Origin of the sequence: Parafannyhessea umbonata, assembly GCF_012844235.1 — a bacterium.
Classification (GTDB): domain Bacteria; phylum Actinomycetota; class Coriobacteriia; order Coriobacteriales; family Atopobiaceae; genus Parafannyhessea.
This window is the reverse complement of record NZ_JABAGR010000008.1, coordinates 69,496-91,089: the sequence shown is the minus strand read 5'-3', so window position 1 is coordinate 91,089 and position 21,594 is coordinate 69,496. Positions and strand designations below refer to the sequence as shown.

The 21,594-nt window shown below is 68.0% G+C and carries 14 protein-coding genes; 2 read left to right on the top strand and 12 right to left on the bottom strand.

Features of this window, described 5'->3' with window-relative positions; translation table 11 throughout:
* Positions 1 to 19 precede the first annotated feature (19 nt).
* The 5 genes from recJ to HF885_RS08540 all read right to left on the bottom strand — a co-directional run bounded on the left by recJ (position 20) and on the right by HF885_RS08540 (position 8,904).
* Positions 20 to 3,682: a single-stranded-DNA-specific exonuclease RecJ gene (gene recJ, locus HF885_RS08560; RefSeq protein WP_419197819.1), complete on the bottom strand. Its 3,663-nt coding sequence runs from the start codon at positions 3,680 to 3,682 to the stop codon at positions 20 to 22.
* Positions 3,683 to 3,684: 2 nt separating this feature from the next.
* Positions 3,685 to 4,656: a protein translocase subunit SecF gene (gene secF / locus HF885_RS08555; RefSeq protein ID WP_170104525.1), complete on the bottom strand. Its 972-nt coding sequence runs from the start codon at positions 4,654 to 4,656 to the stop codon at positions 3,685 to 3,687.
* Positions 4,649 to 6,139 carry a protein translocase subunit SecD gene (gene secD, locus HF885_RS08550; protein WP_170104524.1) on the bottom strand — a complete coding sequence of 497 codons (1,491 nt, stop codon included), beginning with the start codon at positions 6,137 to 6,139 and terminating at the stop codon, positions 4,649 to 4,651. Before secD ends, secF begins: the two co-directional genes overlap by 8 nt.
* Before the next feature lie 76 nt (positions 6,140 to 6,215).
* Positions 6,216 to 7,373, bottom strand: coding sequence for a tRNA guanosine(34) transglycosylase Tgt (gene tgt / locus HF885_RS08545; protein WP_170104523.1), 1,158 nt, complete (start codon positions 7,371 to 7,373; stop codon positions 6,216 to 6,218).
* 142 nt (positions 7,374 to 7,515) lie between these two features.
* Entirely contained in the window at positions 7,516 to 8,904 is a 1,389-nt protein-coding gene (locus HF885_RS08540; protein WP_170104522.1) for a M18 family aminopeptidase, read from the bottom strand.
* Positions 8,905 to 9,061: 157 nt separating this feature from the next.
* On the opposite strand from HF885_RS08540, the gene HF885_RS08535 reads away from it, so the two are divergent.
* Entirely contained in the window at positions 9,062 to 10,204 is a 1,143-nt protein-coding gene (locus tag HF885_RS08535) for a glycerate kinase (protein WP_328804361.1), read from the top strand.
* Between the two features lie 84 nt (positions 10,205 to 10,288).
* Positions 10,289 to 11,257 (top strand): 3'-5' exonuclease, encoded by a 969-nt coding sequence (locus HF885_RS08530; protein ID WP_170104520.1) that lies wholly within the window; start codon positions 10,289 to 10,291, stop codon positions 11,255 to 11,257.
* A gap of 9 nt (positions 11,258 to 11,266) precedes the next feature.
* Here HF885_RS08530 and HF885_RS08525 read toward each other — a convergent pair whose 3' ends face one another.
* The 7 genes from HF885_RS08525 to HF885_RS08495 form a co-directional block, all read right to left on the bottom strand.
* Entirely contained in the window at positions 11,267 to 13,000 is a 1,734-nt protein-coding gene (locus tag HF885_RS08525) for an alpha-glucosidase (RefSeq protein WP_170104519.1), read from the bottom strand.
* 734 nt (positions 13,001 to 13,734) lie between these two features.
* The gene (locus tag HF885_RS08520; RefSeq protein WP_170104518.1) at positions 13,735 to 13,995 is read right to left on the bottom strand and encodes a hypothetical protein; all 261 of its coding nucleotides are present in this window, start codon (positions 13,993 to 13,995) and stop codon (positions 13,735 to 13,737) included.
* Positions 13,992 to 15,146 carry a hypothetical protein gene (locus HF885_RS08515; RefSeq protein WP_170104517.1) on the bottom strand — a complete coding sequence of 385 codons (1,155 nt, stop codon included), beginning with the start codon at positions 15,144 to 15,146 and terminating at the stop codon, positions 13,992 to 13,994. The genes HF885_RS08520 and HF885_RS08515 overlap by 4 nt, the downstream gene beginning before the upstream one ends.
* A gap of 250 nt (positions 15,147 to 15,396) precedes the next feature.
* Positions 15,397 to 17,169 (bottom strand): ABC transporter family substrate-binding protein, encoded by a 1,773-nt coding sequence (locus HF885_RS08510; protein WP_206109872.1) that lies wholly within the window; start codon positions 17,167 to 17,169, stop codon positions 15,397 to 15,399.
* Between the two features lie 269 nt (positions 17,170 to 17,438).
* Entirely contained in the window at positions 17,439 to 19,460 is a 2,022-nt protein-coding gene (locus HF885_RS08505) for a dipeptide ABC transporter ATP-binding protein (RefSeq protein WP_170104516.1), read from the bottom strand.
* Positions 19,461 to 19,472: 12 nt separating this feature from the next.
* Positions 19,473 to 20,450 carry an ABC transporter permease gene (locus tag HF885_RS08500; protein ID WP_170104515.1) on the bottom strand — a complete coding sequence of 326 codons (978 nt, stop codon included), beginning with the start codon at positions 20,448 to 20,450 and terminating at the stop codon, positions 19,473 to 19,475.
* Positions 20,451 to 20,460: 10 nt separating this feature from the next.
* Positions 20,461 to 21,453, bottom strand: a complete 993-nt coding sequence (locus tag HF885_RS08495) for an ABC transporter permease (RefSeq protein WP_170104514.1) — start codon at positions 21,451 to 21,453, stop codon at positions 20,461 to 20,463.
* Positions 21,454 to 21,594: the final 141 nt, after the last annotated feature.

The window sequence follows — 21,594 nt, the reverse complement described above, 5'->3', positions numbered from 1 at the left end:
CCCCTCTCGTCGGTTACGACTAGCCTACCACGTGGCCGAAGCCGGGCGTGATGGGCCTGTTGATGCGCTCGAGCAGCTCGGTCGCATCCGCGCCCAGGACCCACTCGCAGAATCTTGCGAACGCCTCGCGCGAGCGCAGCCCCTCAAGATAGCGAATCGAGTCGCCGAGCTCCATCTTGCGCGGAGAATCCACCATCGCTATTCGGCGAGCGGACCCGTATCCGGAGGTGGTGAGGAACCCCAGCTCCCTGAAGACGGACACCCCGCACGATACGCCCTTCTCGTCCAGGCGCGAGCGCGGGTCCGTGTCGAGCGCGAACTGCGCGATGTCGGCGTTGGACGCCGAGAAGGACCCGTCGCCTCCCTCGGCGGCCGCCTGCGAGGCCAGGCTCCTCAGGGCCCGGTACAGTCTCACGAGGTCGTCGCGGCCCGGTGCCGCCGACGAGACGATCCTGTCGTTGATACGTGCGTCGCGCGCGCCAAACAGCAGGTAGATCTGGGCGTCGGCGCCGTCGCGGCCCGCGCGGCCGCTCATCTGGTTGAACTCCGTCGCGCCGAACGGCATGTGGTACAGCATCACGTTGCGGATGTCCGGCAGGTTCACGCCCTCGCCGAACGCGCTCGTGCTCACGATGCAGCACAGCTCGCCGGCGCGGAACGCCCCCTCCACGCGCAGGCGGTCCTGGCGCGAGAGGCCGGCGTTGTAGAACGCGATGCGGTGCGCGAGCTCTGGCACGCGCTGCCTGAGCATGCGCGCGAGCGAGACGGACTGCTCTCGCGAGTTGACGTAGACCACGGTCTTGAGGCCGCACGACACCACGTTCACGAGCACGGCCTCGCGGTCGCGGAGCTCGCGCAGGTCGCGCACGTGCAGGTTCTGCCTGACGGAGCGGTCGACCACCACGTCCTGCTCCGCGATGCCCAGAAGGCCGCAGATCCGGCGCGCCACGTCGTCCGTCGCCGTCGCCGTGACCGCGAGCGTCGTGGGATGGCCGAGCGCATCGAGCACCTGCGGCATCTGCGCGTACGCGCCGCGGCCGCCCTCGCCGGCGTGGTGTGCCTCGTCGATCACGAGGAAGGACACCCTTCCGCCCGCGGCGAGGCGGTCGCGGTGGATCGCGAGGAACTCGGGCGTCGTCAGCACGACGTCCACCTCGCCCGCGGCGAGCGCGTCGAACGTGCGGGCGCGCTCGTCCAGCGGCGTCTCGCCCGTGAGCACCCGCACGGTCATGCCCAGCCTCCCGAACGAGTCGGACAGGTGGTACGCCTGGTCCGCCACGAGGGCGCGCAGCGGGTACACGAACACGCTCGCGCGGTGGCGCAGCATCGCCTCGCGCGCGGCGTGGATGTGGAAGATGAGCGACTTGCCGCGTCCCGTCGCCATGATGGCGAGCGTGGACGCGCCGCGACCGAGCTGCTCGAGGGCGAGCCTCTGGGCGTCGAGCAGCTCGTGCTCGCCGATCATGGTGCGCCTGAGCTCCTCCGTGAGCTCGGCCTCGGACAGCGTCTCGAGGTAGCCGCGCACGGCGCTGGCCGTCGCACGCGCGTCCTCGTCGCCGTCGGCGACCGACGTGCGCTCCACCACGACGTTCACGCCGCGCGACGGCTTCTTCCCCGTGCCGCCCGTGACCTCGCTCACGCGCGCGGCGTACGTGGCGCCCGCGTCCATGAGCGGCGCGAGCGCTGCCGCGATCTGCCGGCGCAGGTAGCCAACCTGCGTGCCGTCCGCCGTCGTCACGGCGATGGCGTTCTCGTCGGCGGGGTTCTCCCTCTGGCGCACGAGGGCAAGCTCCTCTCCCCCGCCGAGCGACGCCGCGGCGGACTGGCGGTCGTCGAAGCTCACGCCCACGACCTTCGTCGAGAAGCACTTCGCCTCGGCGACGCCCGCGTACTCGTCGCGCGAGAGGATCTCGCCGGCGCGCGAGAAGAGCTCGTCGGCGAGGTCGCCGCCGTCCGCGGGCGCGTCGGGCGCGGGGTCGCGGTACACGATGTCGCGCACCATGAGCTTTGGCTTCGTCCTGCCCTGCCACGTCTCGCTCACGGGCTCGAACACGAGGTCGACCGCGGCGTCGCAGTCCACCGCGCGGTCGATGTGCGGCGTGCGGAACATGATGGCCGCGACGCTGCTCACGCCGTCCGTCGCGACGAAACGCAGGTGGTTGCCCTTGCCGCCCACCTTCGCGCGGTTGCGCATCGTGACGCCACGCGTGCCGAACAGCGGCTTCTTGTTGCCCTGGCCAAACGGCTGCATCACCTCGAGCGCGTCGATGTTCGCGACCGTCATCTCGTCCAGGCCCACGAGCGCGGTTACCTCGCCGCGGTCCTCGAACTCCTCCTCGGGGAGCGCGTCCATCACGTCCTCGAGCGACTGCCTGAACGAGTCGAGGCTCGCGGCGTCGCACGTGACGCCGACGGCGCCCGCGTGCCCGCCGAAGCGCACGAGCTCGTCCGAGCACTGCTCCACCGCGTGGAACAGGTCGACCGAGCCCACGGATCGGCCGGAGCCGCGGGCGATTCCGTCCGAGATGGAGAACAGGATCGCCGGCACGTGGTAGCGGTTGGTGATGCGGCTCGCGACGATGCCCTTCACGCCCTCGTGCCAGCCCTCGCCGCCCACGACGATGACGCGGCCGCCGTCGTAGGTGGCCTCGACCTTCGCCATCGCCTCGTCCGTGAGCTGCGCCTCGATCTCGCGGCGCTCCGTGTTCACCTGCTCCAGGCGGGCGGCCAGCTGCGCGGCGCGCGCGGGGTCGGACGTGAGCAGCAGGTCGAACGCGACGTCCGTCGTGCCCATGCGCCCCGCCGCGTTCAGGCGCGGTATGAGCGAGAAGGGCAGGTCGTCCGAGGTGATGGTCGCAAGGTCCACGCCGGCGGTCGCGGCGAGCGCCACGATGCCCGGGCGCCGGGTGTTGCGCATGCACGCGATGCCGTCGGCCACGAGGGCGCGGTTCTCGCCCTCGAGGAGCATCATGTCGGATATGGTGCCAAGGGTCGCGACCTCCGTGTACGCGCGCCACAGCCCTGGCGCGCCCTTGCGGCGGCCGAGCTCCTGCGCGAGCTTCAGCGCCACGCCGGCGCCCGCGAGCTCGCGCGAGACGTTGTGCTCCTCGAGCTTGGGGTCCGTCACGGGCACGCCCTCGGGCACGAGCTCCGCCGGCTCGTGGTGGTCGGTCACGACGACGTCGATGCCCTGCGTCTTGAGCCAGTCGACCTCGGCCCTGGACGCGATGCCGTTGTCCACGGTGACGATGAGGTCCGGATGGCAGCCCTCGATGACGCGGGCGAGCGCGTCGCGCGAGAGGCCGTAGCCCTCGCCGAAGCGGTTGGGGATGTACGGCTGGACCCTCCCGCCGAGCTCGCGAAGTGCGAGCGTCAGAAGGCAGGTCGCGGACATGCCGTCCACGTCGAAGTCGCCGAAGACCGCGATGGACTCGCCGGCGTCGAGCGCGCGCTCCACGCGGTCCGCCGCCTCGCCCATCCCGGGGATGAGCAGCGGGTCGGCCCAGTCGCGCTCGAGCGACGGCGTGAGGAAGCGCCTGGCCTCCTCCACCGTCACGATGCCGCGGGCCGCGAGCGTCCTCGCGACGATGGCCGGGACGTGGCAGCCCTCCATGAGGGCGCGCTCCGCGGAGGCGTCCCCTGGCAGGATGTCCCACCTGCGGCTGTCAGCGAGCCCGGGCACCCCTACTCAGCGTCCTTGGCGGCGACGGGCTCGGAGGGGGTGTCGACGGCGTCCCACCCGTACTTCTCCTCGAGCCTCTTCCACTTCTTCTCGCTCGTCTTCCAGATGGAGAGCAGCGGGCTCGCGACGGCGAAGCTCGAGTACGTGCCCAGAAGCTCGCCGACGAGCATGGCGAAGGCGAAGTCCTTCAGGGTAGAGCCGCCGAGCGCGAGCATGCAGATGACCGGCACCACGGCGGTGATGGTGGTGTTGATGGTGCGGACGATGACCTCGTTGATGGAGAAGTTAGTGATCTGGTGGAACGTGCGGTGCACGCCGTCCCTCAGCTGCTTCGCGTTCTCGTTCACGCGGTTGAACTCGACGACGGTGTCGTAGAGCGAGTAGCCCATGATGGTGAGGAGCGCCGCGACGACGTTTGGCGTGATGGGCGTCTGCGTCCACGCGTACACGCCGAGCGTGATCACGAGGTCGTGCAGGAGCGCGACGACGGCCGTGATGGACATCTTGAACTCGTAGCGGACGGAGACGAACGCGATGATGAGCGCGATGGCGATGCAGAACGCAAGCGCGGAGGAGCGCGTGACGTCCGAGCCCCAGTCCGGGCCGATGGTCGTGACGGTGTAGTTCTCGGACGTGAGGCCGAGCGCCTTCGCCGCGGCGGCCGCGTGCCTGTTGGCCGTGGAGGGGTCCGTCGTGCCGGTGCGCACGAGGAAGCCGCTCTTGGCGTCGCTCACCGTGGTCTGGACGCTCGCGTCCTTCTCGCCCGCGTCTGACAGGGCATCCCTCATCTGGGCGATGGTGACGCTCCCGGTGTTGGTGAAGTCTATCTCGGTGCCGCCCTGGAACTCGATGCCGAAGACGAGGCCGCGCGCGACGAGCCCCACGACGGCCAGGGCGACGAGGACGACGGACAGCCCGAGGAGCTGTCTCCTGTGCTGGATGAACGGAATCTCGTGGGCGAAGTGGCTACGCATTCCGGACACCTCCCTTCTTCGCCTGGGCATCCTGCCTGCGCTTTGCCTCCGCAAGGTCCTGGTCGACGCCCCAGAAGACGGGGTGGCGCTCGATGGTGCCGAGGGCGAGCAGGCGGAGCGCCGGCGCCTTGAAGCAGAACATGGTGATGACGTCGCAGGCGATGCCGAGGGCGAGCGTGAGGCCGAAGCCCTTGACGGAGCCGATCGCGAAGAGGAACAGCGCGAGGGCGGTCACGAGCTGCACGGCGTCCGCGTCGAGCGACGTCATGATGCCGTGCTTCGCGCCGGAGACGGACGCGGCGCGCACGCCGCGGCCCATGCGGATCTCCTCGCGGAAGCGCTCGAGCACGAGGATCGAGGAGTCCGCGGCGGATCCCGTTGTCAGCACGACGCCGGCGAGGCCCGGCAGCGTGAGCGCGAACAGGCCGAAGTGCGAGAGCGCGGCGAGGATGCCGAGGTAGACGATGCCGAACACCGCGAGCGAGCCCAGGGTGAGCAGGCCGAGGCCGCGGTAGAACACGAACAGGTACACGACGACGATCGCGACGCCCACCGCGATGGCGACGACGCCCTGGGTGAGGGAGTCCTGGCCGAGCGTGGGGCCGACGACGCGGCTCTCGGAGTACTTGAGGGTGACGGGGAGCGAGCCGGAGTCGAGCACGGTCTTGAGGCTCTGGGCCTCCTTGAGCGTGAACTTGCCGGTGATGGAGACCTCGCCGCCAGAGATCTTGCTCTGGACGGCCGGCGCGGACTTCACGACGCCGTCCAGCACGATGGCGATGCGGCCGTTGGTGGGGGCAAGCTCGCCCGTGACGTCCGCGAACTTCCTGCTGCCCGTGCCGTCGAGCTTGATGTTGACGGCGTAGTCGCCGGACAGCGAGTTGCCGGACTGCCCCACCTGCACGGAGTCGATGTGCGAGCCCGTCATGAACGGCGTGTACGTGCCGCTCTTGAGCTTCACGTCCTCCGTGCCGGCGTTGATCTTCGCGAGGGCGTCCGCGTCGCCTATCTCGTCCAGGCGCACGAACTCCAGAAGGCCGGTCTGGCCGATGGTCTTGATGGCCTGGTTCGCGTCGGTCGCGCCGGGAATCTGGATGAGGATGGACTTGTCGCCCTGCTTCTGGACCGTGGTCTCGGACGCGCCGAGCGAGTTCACGCGGTTCTGGACGATGGTGGTCGCGGTCGCCATGTCGTCGGCGGACGGGGCCGACCCGTCCGGCTTGCTCGCCGTCATGATGACGGACACGCCGCCGCGGATGTCGAGTCCCTGGGTGATCTTCTCGCCCACCGGCGTGAACGCGACGACGCACGCCACGAGCACGGCCAGCAGCACCACGAGCGTGGACGCGTAGCGCCTGCGGCGCGGGTCCGACTTCCTGCCCCGGCGTCCCTTGCGCGCGGCCTTGGGACGGGCCGCGCCCTCCGTCGCGTTCCAGCGGTCGACGCCGGAGAGGGACTCAGAGTTCTTCTTCTCTCGAGCCATAGCAAAGCCTTCTGTCTGTGGGGGCCGTGCCCCCGATTTATTCAACTTGTCCATAATAGCCCACTTGGCGGGCGGCCTACCAGTCCTGGGCGGCCGGAAGCTGGTCCCACTCGCTCACGAACTGGCCGTATCGGTGCTCCACGATGGCCTGGCGCGCGCGGCGCATGAGCTCGAGCAGGTAGTAGACGTTGTGCAGCGACAGCAGGATCGAGCCCACCATCTCCTTCTGCTTCACCAGGTGGTGGATGTAGGCGCGCGTGTAGCCGCCCGTGCACACCGGGCAGGTGCAGTCCGGGTCGATGGGGCCGTGGTCGTGCGTGAAGCGGGCGTTGCGGAAGTTGAGGCGCCCCTCGCTCGAGAACGCCGAGCCCATGCGCGCGGTCCTGGTGGGCAGCACGCAGTCGAACATGTCGATGCCGCACTCCACGCCGTGCACGAGCGTCGTGGGGTTGCCGACGCCCATGAGGTAGCGCGGCTTGCCCTTGGGCATGTACTCGCTCGCGAGCGGCGCCAGCGACTCGAACATGGTGTCGTGGTCCTCGCCCACGGAGTAGCCGCCGATGCCGTAGCCGGGGAAGTCGCCGCACTCCTCGAGGTGGCGAAGCGACCTCAGGCGCAGGTCCAGGTCCATGCCGCCCTGCACGATGCCAAACAGCGCCTGGTCGGCGCGGGTGTGCGCCCTGAAGCAGCGCTCGGCCCACATGCTGGAAAGCTCCACGGCGCGCTCCACGAACGGCCGCGGCGACGGGTAGCCGGGGCACTGGTCCAGCTGCATCACGATGTCCGCGCCGAGCTTCTGCGCGATCTCCATGTTCTTCTCGGGCGTCCAGAACACGTGGCGGCCGTCGTAGTCCACTGTCCTGAACTCCACGCCGTCGTTCGTGAGGCGCGTGAACTCGCCGTGGCTGAACACCTGGAAGCCGCCGGAGTCCGTGAGGATCGGGCGGTCCCAGCGCATGAACTCGTGCAGGCCGCCCATCTCGGCCACGAGGTCCTCGCCCGGCCTGTTGGCCAGGTGGTACGTGTTCGCCAGGACGATCTTGGCGCCCAGCCGCTCCAGCTGGGACGGCAGGATGCCCTTGACCGTGGCCTTCGTGCCGACGGGCATGAAGATGGGCGTCGGGACGTCGCCGTGGGGGGTGTGCAGCACGCCGGCGCGCGCGTGCGTCGTCGGGTCCTCTGCGACGACGTCGTAGGTGAACCAGCGGCTCTCTGGGGTCTGGGGTTCGCTCATGGGTGGGATTCCTCGCACTTCTCGTAATCTTTTACGCAGTCGAGGTTACCACCCGCGGGGCGCGCGGCGCGCCCTGACGGCCGGGGCCTATAGAAAAGCCCGACGCCCGCCGGCGGGGCGCGCAGGGCGAGAAGGGCGCGCGCTACCGGCCGATGCGAAAGCCGTCGGCCCCGTCCACCTCTATGTCCGCGGCGTAGAACTCCGTGAGCGCGCGGATGCCGTACGCGGTGTCCTTCACGCCCGCGGTCTCAAAGCTCGAGTGCATGGCCAGCTGCGCAAGGCCAAAGTCCACGGCGTGCACGCTCACCTGCATGTTCGAGAGGTTGCCCAGCGTCGAGCCGCCCGCGGAGTCGCTCCGGTTCGCGAACGTCTGCACGGGCACGCCCGCGCGGGCGCACACCTCCCTCAGCACGGCGCGGCTGAACGCGTCCGTCGTGTAGTGCTGGTTCGCGGCCTCCTTTATGACGATGCCACGGTTCATGAGGGCGTGGTTCCCCTCGTCCGTCTTCTCGCCGTGGTTTGGGTGGACGGCGTGGGCGTTGTCGCAGCTCACCAGAAACGAGGCGGAAAGCGCGCGGAGCAGCTCCTCCTCGCCCCTGCCCAGCGCGGCGTTCACGCGGCGCAGCACGTCGGCCAGAAACGTGGAGAGCGCGCCCTGCTTGGTGTTGGAGCCCACCTCCTCGTTGTCGAAGCACGCGAGCACGCTCACGTCGTGCGGGTTCCTGGCCGCGAGGAACGCCTTCAGCGACACGAAGTCGCACTGGAGGTCGTCCAGCTTGGGCGAGGACACGAACTCGTTCGCGAACCCCCAGACGCGGCCCTCCTGGCGGTTCACCAGAAACAGGTCCTTCGCCACGACGTCCGCGGCGTCCACGCCCAGCTCGCGCGCGACCATGCGGTCGAAGTCGCCGCGGCGAAGCGCGCCCGCGCTCACAAGCGGGCACAGGTCCACCTGGCGGTTAAGCTCCACGCCCTTGTTGACGTCGCGGTTCATGTGGATGGCGACGTTCGGGATCAGCAGCACGTCGCGGTCCACGTAAAGCAGGCGGCTCCTCACGGCGTCGCCATCGCGCACCAGCACGCGGCCCGCGACGGAAAGCGGGCGGTCGAGCCACGTGGAGTCGATCATGCCTCCGTAGCCCTCCACGTTCAGGCGCAGGTACTCGCCCGGGCCCGCGAGCTCCGGCACGGACTTCACCTTGTACGTGGGGGAGTCCGTGTGCGAGGCGCACATCTGGAAGTGGTAGCGGTCCAGGTCCGCGCCCACGCGCCACGCGATGAGGCTCGAGCCGTTCCGCACGGTGTAGTACGTGCCGCCGCGCTCGAGGCGCCACGCCTTCCCCTCCGGCAGGTACGTCGCACCCGCGCGGTCAAGGTAGTCGCGGATCGTCGCGACGGAGTGGAACATGCTCGGGCTCCGCCGGATGAACTCCACCAGCTCGCGGGACGTGGCCACGTCCTCCCGCGTCACCTCGCGCTCCCGCGCCTCCCCCAGGTTCCTCGTCTCCTCGCCCAGCGTATCGCCCTGCATAGCCGCTCCCATCCTGCCAAGTCCTACAGACGTCCGTGTGACCAGTCGAGTATACGCGCATCCGCACCCCTCGCCCCCCGGCGCGCTACCATGGGTGGGGACGCGCGCGAGAAGGGCGCGCGGCCGCACCCGCTCGAGCGCGCATAGAGGAGGCACAGTGCCACGCTTTCTGTTCGCATCGGATTCCCTCAAGGGCACGCTGAGCTCCGCCCAGACGGCAGAGCTCCTCGCTGCTGCGGCGCGGCGGCACTTCCCCGGCTGCCGCACGCGGGCTGTCCCCATGGCCGACGGCGGCGAGGGCACCGCGCAGGCGCTCGCCCTCGCGCAGGGCGGCCGCATGGTGCGGGCGGCGGCGCACGACGCTCTCGGCAGGCCAATCGCGGCCTCCTACGCGCTCCTTCCCCACGGCCGCGCCGTGATAGAGATGGCCGCGGCGGCGGGGCTGCCCCTCGTTGCGCCGGCGGAGCGCGACGTCGAGGCCGCCAGCACCGCGGGCGTGGGCGAGCTTATAAGCGACGCACTCGACCACGGCGCGCGCGACGTCACCATCGCCCTCGGCGGCAGCGCCACGAACGATGGCGGCATGGGCTGCATGCGCGCGCTGGGGTTTCGCCTGCTTGGCGCCGGGCGAGAAGAGCTTGCCGGGCGTGGCGGCGACCTCGCGCTGGTCCGCGCCATCGACCGCTCCCACGCGGACGCGCGCCTTGGGCGGACGAGCTTCACCGTTATGTGCGACGTGGACAACCCGCTTCTGGGCCAAAGTGGCGCCACGCGCACGTTCGCCCCGCAGAAGGGCGCGGACGCCGCGTGCGTCGAGCGGCTGGAGCGCGGCATGGCGAACTACTGCCGCGTGCTCCGGCGCACGTTCGGCGCGAGCTTCGACGTCCCCGGTGCCGGCGCCGCCGGCGGCATGGGTGCCGGCTGCCTGGCGTTTCTGGGCGCCCGCGCCGAGCCGGGGATCGAGCGGGTGCTCTCGCTCGTGGGCTTCGACCGGCTGCTTCAAGACGCGGACCTCGTGGTCACGGGCGAGGGCCGCCTCGACGCCCAGACGGCGCACGGCAAGGTCGTGGCCGGCATCGCCGCCGCGTGCGCCCGCGCGGGCGTGCCATGCGTGGCCGTCGTCGGCTCCGTGGAGCCCGGTGCCACGCCGCCGACGGGCGTCACGGCGGTCTTTCCCACCACAAGCGGCCCCATGACCCTGGACTACGCGCTCGCCCACGCCACCGAGCTCTATGCCCAGACGGCGGAGCGGCTCTTCTCGGCCCTTGCCACGGGCGCCCGCCTTGGCGCGTCGCGCTAAACTGCTACCCTAGGGAGGCCGGCCCGCCACGCCGCGACGGAGGCGCCGCCGGCAGAGCCTCACCGTCGCACGTTAGGACAACGCATGAACCTCGCACAGGCCATCGAGCACGCAAACGCGCTGGCGTTTCCCGGCTTCCTCGTGGACGACCAGTCCCTCACGGACGAGCGCCGCAAGAACGAGGAGGCGGTCGGCCTGCTGCTCGACGCCTGGAAGGGCGCGCCGGCGGGACAGGAGCCGTTCTCGTTCACGCTCATCCAGTCGCTGGCCAATCAGAACCGCGTCATCTGCGACAAGTACGGAGCGGCGCGCCTGCGCAACGACTCCAACGACTTCAGCCTCGCGCGCAAGCTCTCGGACGAGGACCTCGTGCGCTCGGTCGCCGCCATGCAGCACAGGCCGGTGGCGGACGTCGCGGCGTCGGCCGGGCCGCTGCTGCAGGACCTGGGCGTCGCGTACACGGAGGCGCCGGTGAGCGGCCCCGTCATGGGGATCGACCTCGAGACTACGGACCGCTACCCGGACCGCGGCTACATCATCAACCTGGGCATGGAGTTCATGGACCTTGCGCCCAAGGCGAAGCCGCACGACGGCCATACCGCGTACTTTGGCATCCCGTCGCTGTACCAACAGGCGGGCGTGCCCCTAAGCGACATCCACCACATCACGTGGGACGACCTCGCGGGCAAGCCGGCGTTCCGCGACGCCCGCCGCGAGCAGGAGGCCCTGCTGACGGCGTTCAAGGCGTTCCCCATCATGGCTCACAACGCCGCGTTCGAGGACTCGTGGCTCACGTTGCACCTAGACGGCTACGCGGAGGCGCGCAAGGCCGGCCAGATCGTGGTGATAGACTCGCGCGACATCTGCCGTCGCGTGGACCCGGACTACAAGACCCTCCCGCACGACTCGCGCCCCGCCGCGCTGGAGAGCTGGGCAAGGCGCCGCGGCGTCCTCTCCGGCGACGAGGCGGAGGTCCACCTGGGCCTCGACGACGTCGACCTCATGTTCAAGACGGTCCAGGCGGAGTTTGCCGAGCGCAACATGTTCAAGTAGCGCCGGCCGCTAGTCCACGAGCACCGCGTCGCGGCCGAACACGTACACGCGCGTCTCCCACGGGCGCAGCGTCAGCTGGTTCGCGTCGTCGGCCTCCGAATCCGTCACGTAGTAGTTCGAAAGCGCCAGCACGCCGTCGCCCAGGTCGCCGTACGTGTCCGGAACGCGAAACGTCACGGGCTCGTCGGAAAACGAGCACATCACCAGCAGCCGCGACCACGTGGACTCCCGCGCGTACACGTACAGCCTCGTGCTCGCGCGCTTGAACTCGTGGTACCTGCCGCTGCGCACCACGGGCAGAAGCCTGCGCAGCCGTATGGCGTGCCTATAGAAGTTCAGGGGCGACATCAGGTCCTCGTCCTCCGCCGCCACGTTCACCTCCACGTGGTTGGGGTTCACGGCGACCCACGGCGCCTTCCGGGCGTCCCCCGGGCAGAAGCCCGCGTCCTTCTCGCCCGTCCACTGCATGGGCGAGCGCGCGTTGTCGCGCCCGGCGCGGTTCACCAGGGCAAGCGCGTCCTGCGGGGACTTCCCGCCCTCGACCATGCGGCGGTAATGCGCGTGGGCCTGAGGGTCCGGCACCAAGTCGATGGAGTCGAAGCTCACGTTGGTCATGCCAAGCTCCTGCCCCTGGTACACGAAGGGCGTGCCCTTCTGGAACAGGTAGCTCGCAGCGAGCGACGACGCGGACTCCGCGCGGAACGTCTTGCTGCCGTAGCGGCTCACCACGCGCGGGTGGTCGTGGTTCTCGAGGTACAGCGCGCACCAGCCGCGCTCCCCCAGCGCCTCCTGCCACTGCGCGTACGCGCGCTTCAGCTTGCGCAGCGAGAACGGGCGCGGCAGATACTCCGTGTACAGGCAGTCCGCCTGCATGTGGTCGAAGCCTATCACCAAATCGAGCGGGCGCTCGCCGCGGCGGGCGGCCGTCAGCCCCAGCGCCTTGCGCGCGCCGAGCATGGGCGCCTCGCCCACCACCACGCAGTCGCGTGAGTCCAGCACGTCGCGGCGGAACTGCATGAGGTAGCTCCGCAGGCGCGGCCCGCAGTTGTACAGGCGCAGCCCGCGCGCGCCCGGCAGCCCCAGCACGTCGCTCGGCAGGCCCTTGGGCTTGCTCACGAAGGTGATCACGTCCTCGCGGAAGCCGTCCACGCCGCGGTCAAGCCAGAAGCGCATCACGCCCTCCACCTCGCCGCGGACGGCGGGGTTATCCAGGTTCAGGTCCGGCTGCGCCGCGTCGAACGTGTGCAGGTAGTACTCGTCCAGCGACTCCACGTACTCCCACGCGGACCCGCCAAGCAGGCTGTCCCAGTTGTTGGGCGGCACGCGCCGGCCCCTGCGGTCCACGCCCCCCTTGCGGAAGAAGTAGTAGTCGTGATACGGAGATTCCGCGTCCGCCAGCGCCTGCCTAAACCACTCGTGCTCGCTGGAGGTGTGGTTTATCACCAGGTCCATGACCACCTTCAGGTCGCGCTCGTGCGCGGCGGCAACCACCTGGTCAAACACGTCCAGGTCGCCGTATGCGGGGTCGATGTCGCGGTAGTCGCTCACGTCGTAGCCAAAGTCCGCGTTCGGGGAGGGGTACAGCGGGCTGAACCAGATCCCGGTCACGCCCAGCGACTTCACGTAGTCCAGCTTCCGCAGCACGCCCCACAGGTCTCCCACGCCGTCGCCGTTTCCGTCGCAGAAGCTGCGCGGCCAAATCTGGTAGAAGACCATGTCCTTGTACCAGTCCGTCCGAGCCATGGACCCTCCTATGCACACGCCCGCGCACGCGGCGCGGGCAATCTCGTCCTTCCCATCATTTTGAGTCCGCCCTCAAAAAACGCAAGGCGTCCCGACATAAAAAGGGGCGAGAAGAACGTGTCCTTCTCGCCCCTAACCTCTTATCTAGCGGAGCCAGTCCGCATGACCGTTAGTGTGGTATCCCTCCTTGATAGGCCGCCCCCTACCGGGGTGCGGCACCTCCTGCGGGAAAGCCCGGGCCCCTGCCCGGTTCAATCAGAACTTTGGTCTCACCCTCTTGCCAGCCCCGCGACGCGCGGGACGCGATCCTATTCCTCAGAGCGAGTGGCCGCCCTCGCAGCCAGCTACAGGCTCGTAAAGAATCCCTACAGGGTCAAGGCGTGCCACGCCGTTTCGTCATCTTCCGGGCAAGCGCGAAGCCTGACGAGTGGCCCGCCCGCACGTCTGCCTTCCGAATCCTGGCTCGAAGCCCACAATCTGGACCAAAACCGCGGTGCCCAAACGCTACCGCATGAAAAAGAAGCTAGAGGTCCATGGGCAGACGCACTGGATGGCATTCATCTAGGCCCATTGGACTCACCTCCAAAGCTCGAGGCCGCCGCTCACGTTCCGACGTCCTTCTGTAACTGCTGTTAGTCTACCCACTCGCGCGCAATCGATACGTCGCGACGGCGTGGAATTTAACTTTTCCCGGATGCCTTCGGAAACCCTCCGGAAACGCCGCGACCAGCTTGCTAGCGGGGCTTCCGGTGCGTCAGGTGCCAGCCGCCGCACAGCTCGCAGCGATACGCGTACAGCTGCGGCGCGTCCTTGCGCCTCGAGCCGCGGCTCGCGGCCTTCTGGGCCTCCGCCTTCGACTCGAAGCGCCGCTTGCGCTCGCACGCGTGGTACGCGTGGTCGTGTACCATGCCCTCGTCCGTGGCCTGCCCGTGTATCACGCGACCCGCCGTCGGCCTCCCCTTGCGCCGTGCCTCCGCGGAAGACGACCTCGTCACTTTCCCGCCTCCGCGCCGTCGCGCTGCGCCTTGCGGCCCTCGCCGACCTTCACCTTTAACTTCCGGCCCTTCTCGGCGCCCTTGTCCTTGCGCTTCTCGGCACCCTTGTCCTTGCGCTTCCCGGCGCCCTTGTCCTTCTTGCCCCTGTGCTTCTTGTCCTTCTTGTGCTTCTTTGGCTTGCCTTCCCCCTTGCGTCCGCCCTTGCCGGTCCTGCCGCGCCGCTCCCCCGCGGCGGGCACGTCGGGGTTCCACGCCTCGTGCAGCGTCCTGCTCATCACGTCCCACGGCAGCTCCATGTCGCACCAGAAGCTCATCTGCAGCACCCACAGCTGCACCGCGCGAGCAAGCTCCACGAACGCCTCGTACGTCTCCGCACCCTCCAGGTAGCTTGCGGCCTCTGCCAGGATCAGCCGCGTGTCCACCATGTGCGCCGAGCTCCCAAACACGTCCGAGAAGAACCGGCACTGCTCCGCCGCGACGGCGCGCAGGGTCCTGACGCCGCCGTTCTTCTGGCGCGCCATGTGCATGAGCACGAGGAGCATGTCCGAGAGGTTTACGAGCTCGCCCCAGGCATACGCCCATACGCCCAGCTCGCGGCCGGTCGTCGCGTTTCGCTCCACCATGTCGTCAAGCTCGACGGGGCGCTCGAGCCATATCTCGCGCAGCAGCGCCTCGAAGCGCGCCACCGCGGGCGCGGCGACGCGCCTCGGCGTGATCGCGGGGCCAAGGTGCCGCTCCGCCCCCGTGGCGTCGTCGCACTCCACCACCTCGCAGCGCAGGCGCGCGCCCTGGCGGCGCCACACCCTCGCGTACAGCTCCTGGAACGCCGGCAGGTCGTCGGGCCTCACCTGCGCCACCTTCGCCCCCGGCGCAAACTGCTCCATCCTCTGCGTGAAGATGCAGACGGCGCTCCAGTCGTTGTAGAACGTCACGTCACCGGGGAGCGTCTCCTCCTGCACGTTCTGCTCGTCCCAGTAGTCGCTCGCCGGGGTCGCGAACGTGAGCTCGCCGTAGCATACGTCGGCCGCAAAAAGAACGGACTCGAAGCCTCCCGCACGCTCGAGCGCCGCGACGGCGCCCGGCGCCTCGCCCTCGCACAGGTCCGCGTACAGCGCCTGCCCGTCGATCGTGATCTTCAGTCGCTTCGACATGTGGCTCCCCTCTCCGTCAGCCCGTGACACGCCGCGTGGATGACTAGTTTAGAGCACGACGATGCCTCGCGCCGCGTCATTCCACAGGCGGCGTCCGCCACCCGCGCCCCGGTGCACCGCAGCCCCTTCCGCGCAAACAAAAGGGAGCCCCCGCCTGCGTCGAGACGGGGGCTCCCCATTGGGGGCACGCATGTCGTCGCCCGGGACGTCACGGCACCGGCCGCGACGCCCTGGGCACAGGTCGCCGCTACTACTTCTGCCAGCCGATGTCCTCGGAGCGGACGCTCTGGTACAGGGCGGGGCCGTAGTTCGCAAGGCCCTTCTTCGTCACGACGACGTCTGCGCCGGCGTAGACGGGGATGAAGCCATAGGACTCCATGGCCTTCTTCTCGGCCTTGTTGAGGGCCTTGATCTGCTCGTCGTGGTCCTCGATCTCGATGACCTTGCCAAGCTCCTCGTCGAGCTCCTTGGAGCCCAGGTGCGTGAAGTTGGACGCGGAGTCCTTGCCGTAGATCTGCGGACCGTTCCAGGAAGAGGTGGCCGTGGAGACCCAGCCAAACAGGGTGGCGTCCCAGTTACCGCTGGTGAGGACGTCGGAGAACTCGGACGCGGGGTGGTTGTCCTCGCTCACCTTCATGCCGGCGTCCTTCGCCATCTTGATGACGGCGGCGGCGCGGTTCTTGACGGTGTTGGAGTCGCCGAACGTGGTGAAGCTGAAGGAGACCTTCTTGCCGTCCTTCTCGTAGTAGTCGCCCTTGAGCTTGTAGCCGGCCTTCTCGAGGGTCTTCTTCGCGGCGGCAGTGTGCGACGCGGCGTCCTTCAGGTCAGAGACGTCGGACGGCATGCAGTTCTCATAGCCGTCGGCCCAGATCGGGGTCAGCAGCGAGCCCGGCGTCTCCTCCTTCCAGTTGACGCCCTGGTAGACGACGGAAAGAATCGTCGGCATGTACAGGCACTGCGTGAACGCCTTGCGGACGGCCTTGTCCTTGAGGGCACCACGGGTGCTGTTGAGCTCGATGTTCGCGACGGAGGCGGAGTCGGAGCGACGGACCTCTGCGTCCTTCATGTCCAGGAAGTTCGAGAGCATCTCCTTGGAGCCGCTCTGCGCGGTGCCCGTGGCGTCGATCTCGCCGTTCTTGAAGGCGTTGAACAGCGCCTGGGAGTCCATCTGCTTGAAGGTGACGGAGTCGAGCTTCGGCTTGTCGCCCCACCAGTTGGGGTTCGGGACGAACTTGCACTGCGTGGTGTCGAAGGACTCGATCTTGTACGGGCCGTAGCCCCAGTCGTCGGAGTGCGGGTTGTTGTTGAAGCTGTTGTACTTGTCGTAGTCCGTGGCATCCGGGTGCAGGACGTAGGTGAAGAGGAGCTCGGCGGGATAGACCGGGTCCTTCATCGTGATGACGACGTCGTAGTCGGTGTCGCCGCGCTCGACGGACTCGATGCGGTCGTAGCCGTCGGTCGCAGCCGGGGTGTAGTGCTCGTCGGAGCCGTTCATGACGGTCCAGACGGCCTTGTAGGCACGGTAGTCGATGGGCGTGCCGTCGTTGAAGCGCGCCTTGTCGTTCAGCTTGTAGTGGACGACCTGCTTGCCGTCCTTCTCGTCGGTGCTGGCCTCGGTGATGAAGTCCGGGTTAGGCTCGAACTTGGATGCGGTGGCGTCGGTCAGGAAGATGTAGGTGGGCATGTAGAAGTCCCACAGGTTGTGCATCTCCTGAGTGTTTCCGTCAACGGACAGGTAGTTCCAGGCGGGACCGATCTCGCCGGAGGGGAGCACCAGCGTGCCGCCGTCCTTCACGTTGTCACGCTTCTGCGGGTTGTTGTAGACCTTGCCCTTCTTGGGAAGCGGCAGCTTGTCGAGCGGGGTGTTCGCCGGGGTGCCGTTCTGGGGCTCCGCGGAGACGGCCTTCGCGCCGTCGGAGGAGTCGCTTCCCCCGCCGCAGCCAACGAGGCCGAGGCCCAGGATCGCGGCCGCGCTGCCGCTCAGCCCAAAGAACGAGCGACGGGAAAGGTTAGACATGGACATATCGAATCTCCCTATTCCTTCTATGCATGCCTGCAGTTACGCGCGCCCATGGTGCGACGCGCAAGCTGAAACTAGCACTAAGCATACCAATATTTGAAAGAGAAATGGAAAAAATTCCGCTATTGTGCAAACGAAAAGCACCTTGGCGGTCAATCGCCAAGGTGCTTCTCATCAGCCCTTTAACCTCGCGACATGCATGAAGTTGCCTTCGTGAGAAGGGCATTTCATTTCTATTCTTACCTGTTCGGCCAGAGCGTCACCTAGGGCTTCTACCCACGGCGCGTGAGGCTCGACGCGCTCACGAGCTCACCGTCCCTGTACACGAGGCGCTCGCGCGTGCGCTCGACCTTCGGGTCCGGGATGGGGATGGCCGAGAGCAGGGCCTTCGTGTACGGGTCCTGCGGGTTCGTGAATACGTCCTCGGTCTCGCCGTACTCGACGATCTTGCCCAGGTGCATCACGGCGACGGTGTCCGAGATGTGCCTAATGACCGCGAGGTCGTGCGCCACGAACAGGTAGCTAATCTTCAGCTCGGTCTGCAGGTCCTCCAGCAGGTTGATGATGCCGGCCTGAATGGAGACGTCCAGCGAGGCGATGGGCTCGTCCAGAAGCAGGATCTTCGGGCTCGTGGCAAGCGCCCTCGCGATCGCTATGCGCTGGCGTTGGCCGCCGGAGAACTGCGACGGGAAGCGGTCGACGTAGTCGGGGTTGATGCCGACAAGGCTCATGAGCTCGCCTATGCGCCTGTTGATGTCGCCCTTCTTCCAGCCCTGCGCCTCGAGCGGCTCCGCGAGCACGTCGTAGATGGGCATGCGCGGGTCGAGGGAGCTCATGGGGTCCTGGAAGATGACCTGCAGGTCGCGCCTCAGCTCTCGGCGCTCGCGGTTGTTCCTGAGGTCCGCCGTGTTCTTGCCGAGGACGGTGATGCTGCCGTTCTCCGGCTTCACGAGGTCCATGATCTGCATGAGGGTCGTGGACTTGCCCGAGCCGGACTCTCCGACGAGCGCGAGCGTCTCGCCCTCGTGGATCTTGAACGAGGCGTGGTCGACGGCGGTCATCGTGCCCTTGTTCCTGCGAATGAGGCCCTTGCCCTGCACCGGGAAGGTCTTCACGAGGTCCTTCACCTCGAGCACGACCGGGCGCTGGTCGCGGGGGACCTCCGCCCACTTCGGGTTCAACGGCTCGAGGTCGGGATAGACGTCCTCGAACGTGAGGCCCTTCTCGCGGATCTTGTCCATCCAGTGGCAGGACACGAGGTGTCCCTCGGAAGGCTCGATGGGCAGGAGCTCCGGCTCGTTCTGGGCGCACTCGGGGGTCGCCATCGGGCAGCGCGGGTGGAAGGGGCAGCCGGTCGGAATCGCGGCGAGCGAGGGCGGGTTGCCCTTGATGGGCACGAGGCGCGTGGTCGCGGCGACGTGGGGCTTCGGCACGGCGCCGAGCAGGCCCATGGTGTACGGCTGCGAGGGCTTCGCGAACACGGTATCGATGCTCGCGCGCTCGACGGCGCGCCCGGCGTACATGACCATGACGTCGTCCGCGGAACCCGCCACGACGCCGAGGTCGTGGGTGATGAGGACGACGGCCGCGCCGGTCTCCCGCTGGGCGACCTTCAGGATGTCCAGGATCTGGGCCTGAATCGTCACGTCGAGCGCCGTGGTGGGCTCGTCCGCGATGATGATGTCCGGGTTGTTCGCGATGGCGATGGCGATGACCACGCGCTGGCGCATGCCACCGGAGAACTCGTGCGGATAGGCGTCGAGCCTGTCCTCGGGGTCCGTGATGCCCACGAGCTCGAGGAGCTCGATGCAGCGCTTGCGGACGTCCGCCTTGTGCATGCCGGGGTTGTGGATGAGCAGCGCCTCGGCGAGCTGGTCGCCGATGGAGAACATGGGCGTGAGGGCAGACAGCGGGTCCTGGAAGATCATCGAGATCTTCGTGCCGCGGTACTCGGACATCTCCTCGTCAGTCTTGCCGAGGAGCTCCTCGCCCCTGAGCCTGATGGAGCCGGTGACGTGGGCGTTGTCGTCCAGCAGCCCGATGAGCGACAGGGCCGTGACGGACTTGCCGGAGCCGGACTCGCCGACGATGCCGAGGGTGCGGCCGCCCCACAGGTCGAAGTTCACGCCGCGGACGGCGTGCACGACGCCCGCCTCGGTGTTGAACGAGACGTGGAGGTCGCGGACGCTCAGGACGGGGTCGCCGGTCGGCGCGCCCTTGGGGCCGTTGGACTCCAGAAGCTCGTAGCGCAGGACCTCGTCCGCGGCCATGGTGTTTTCGTTCTTCTCTGCCATTGGTGTCTCCGTTTACTTCTGGTCGCCGTCGTCGTCAGTATCGTCGTCGACCGAGCCCGCGGCGCGGGAGTAGGGGTCGAACGCGTCGCGTAGGCCGTCGCCGATGAGCTGCATGCTCACGCACAGGACGACGAGGACCAGCGACGGGATGAGGACGATCCAGGGACCCGACAGCATCGCGGAGGAGCCCTGCGAGAGGATGAGGCCGAGCGAGGTGTCCGGCGACTTGATGCCGAGGCCGAGGAAGCTGTACGCGGTCTCGGAGTTGATGCCGGCGATAACGCCGAGGACGGTGTCGATGATGAGGATGGAGCCCAGGTTGGGGATGAGGTGGCGGACGATGATCCTCATGGGGTGGACGCCCATGTACTTCGCGGCCTTGACGTAGTCGCGCTCGCGCAGCGACAGCGCCATGGTGCGCAGCGTCCTGGCGTAGCCGATCCAGCCGAACGCCGTGAGGCCCAGGATGAGGACGAGCCAGCCGGTCGCGCCGGAGGCGGCGCGGACGATCATGGCGACCAGGAGGAAGCTCGGGATGACGAGGAGCATGTCGAGTATCCACATGCCGACCTTCTCGCCCCAGCCGCGCACGTAGGCGATGGCCGTGCCGATGACCGCGGCGATGACCATGGTAAGGAGCGCGTAGGAGATGCCGATCACGAGCGAGCGGCCCAGTCCGTGCGCGACGCACGCGAAGAGGTCGAAGCCTCCGCCGTCCGTGCCGAACCAGTGCTGGGCGTTCGGCGGCACGTTGATGGCCGCGAAGTCGGGCTCGGTGTAGTCGTACGGGCACACCATGGGACCGACGACGGCGATGAGCACCATGACGCCCAGGACGATGAGTCCTGCGATGGCGCTCTTCTGCCTAAAGAACCTGCGGGCGATGAGTCCCGCGTAGCTGATGCGCTTGACCTCGCCAGCGCCGGCCGCGTCTGCCTGAAGCTCGAGCTCGGCGTTGGTGAGCTTCCTGCTCTCGTTCTGCTCTTCCATTGCCATCTCCTTAGCTCATCTTGATTCGCGGATCGAGCGCTGCGGCGAAGAGGTCCGCCAGGAGCGCGCCCGCCAGGGTGCAGACGCCGCTGAACGCTGCGACGGCGACGGCACCGTGGATGTTGTTGCCGTTGATGGCGTTGATGAAGTACTCGCCCAGGCCGTGGATGGCGAAGATCTTCTCGGTCATGACGGCGCCGGTGAAGATGCCCGCGATGGAGAACGCGACGTTCACGGACGTGGGGATGAGGGAGGCGCGCAGCGCGTGCTTGCGAATGGCCTGCTTGCGGGTGAGGCCCTTCGCGCGTGCGGTGCGCACGTAGTCCGCGTGCATCTCGTCCAGGAGGTACGTGCGCTGGTTCAGGTGGTAGCCGACAGCCGAGATGATGGTGAGCACGATGGTCGGCAGGATCATGTGCTGCAGGAAGTCCAGGAACTCAAGGAACACGTTGCCGCCGGTGTAGCTCTGCAGGCCCGTGACGTAGAAGATGCGCGTTCCGGCAGCACTGTTGATCTCGATCGCGAAGAACACGACGAGGATCGCGAGGACGACGGTCGGTATGACCAGGAACACCGACGCGACGCCGCTCCAGAACCTGTCCTGCCAGTGGTACTGCCGCTGCGCCGTGTAGACGCCGAGGCTGACGCCGATCGCGATGGACAGCACGGTCGGGAACAGCATGAGCTTGACGGAGGCCCCGATGCGTCCCGACATCTCCTGGTTGACGCTGCCGCCCTGGGGAGTCATGCCCCAGTCGAACTTGGTGAAGATGCCGCCGAGCCACTTCTGGTAGCGCTCCATGATGGGCGTCTTGTCGTTGAGGTTCGCCCTGTCGAGCGACGCCTCGATCGACTCCTGCGGCGGACGGGGCGTCCGCGACTCGTAGTTCGAGCGCGGGCTCATGAAGGACGAGGCCAGAAAGTACGTAAGCGACGTCGCGACGAAGATCATCACTACGTAGTTCAGGACTCGCTTGGTGATGTACCAGACGAACCGTGCCATTGGTGCTCCTTGATCGGTGTCCCAGCGCCCCCTTCGCGCACAAGTCGCCCGCGGAGCTCGCGGGTTCGGTCTGCAATGCAGGGGGTGCCCTCTGAAACGGTCGCGTGGCCCCAAGTCCGTCAAGCCCTGGGTTCAAGGCGG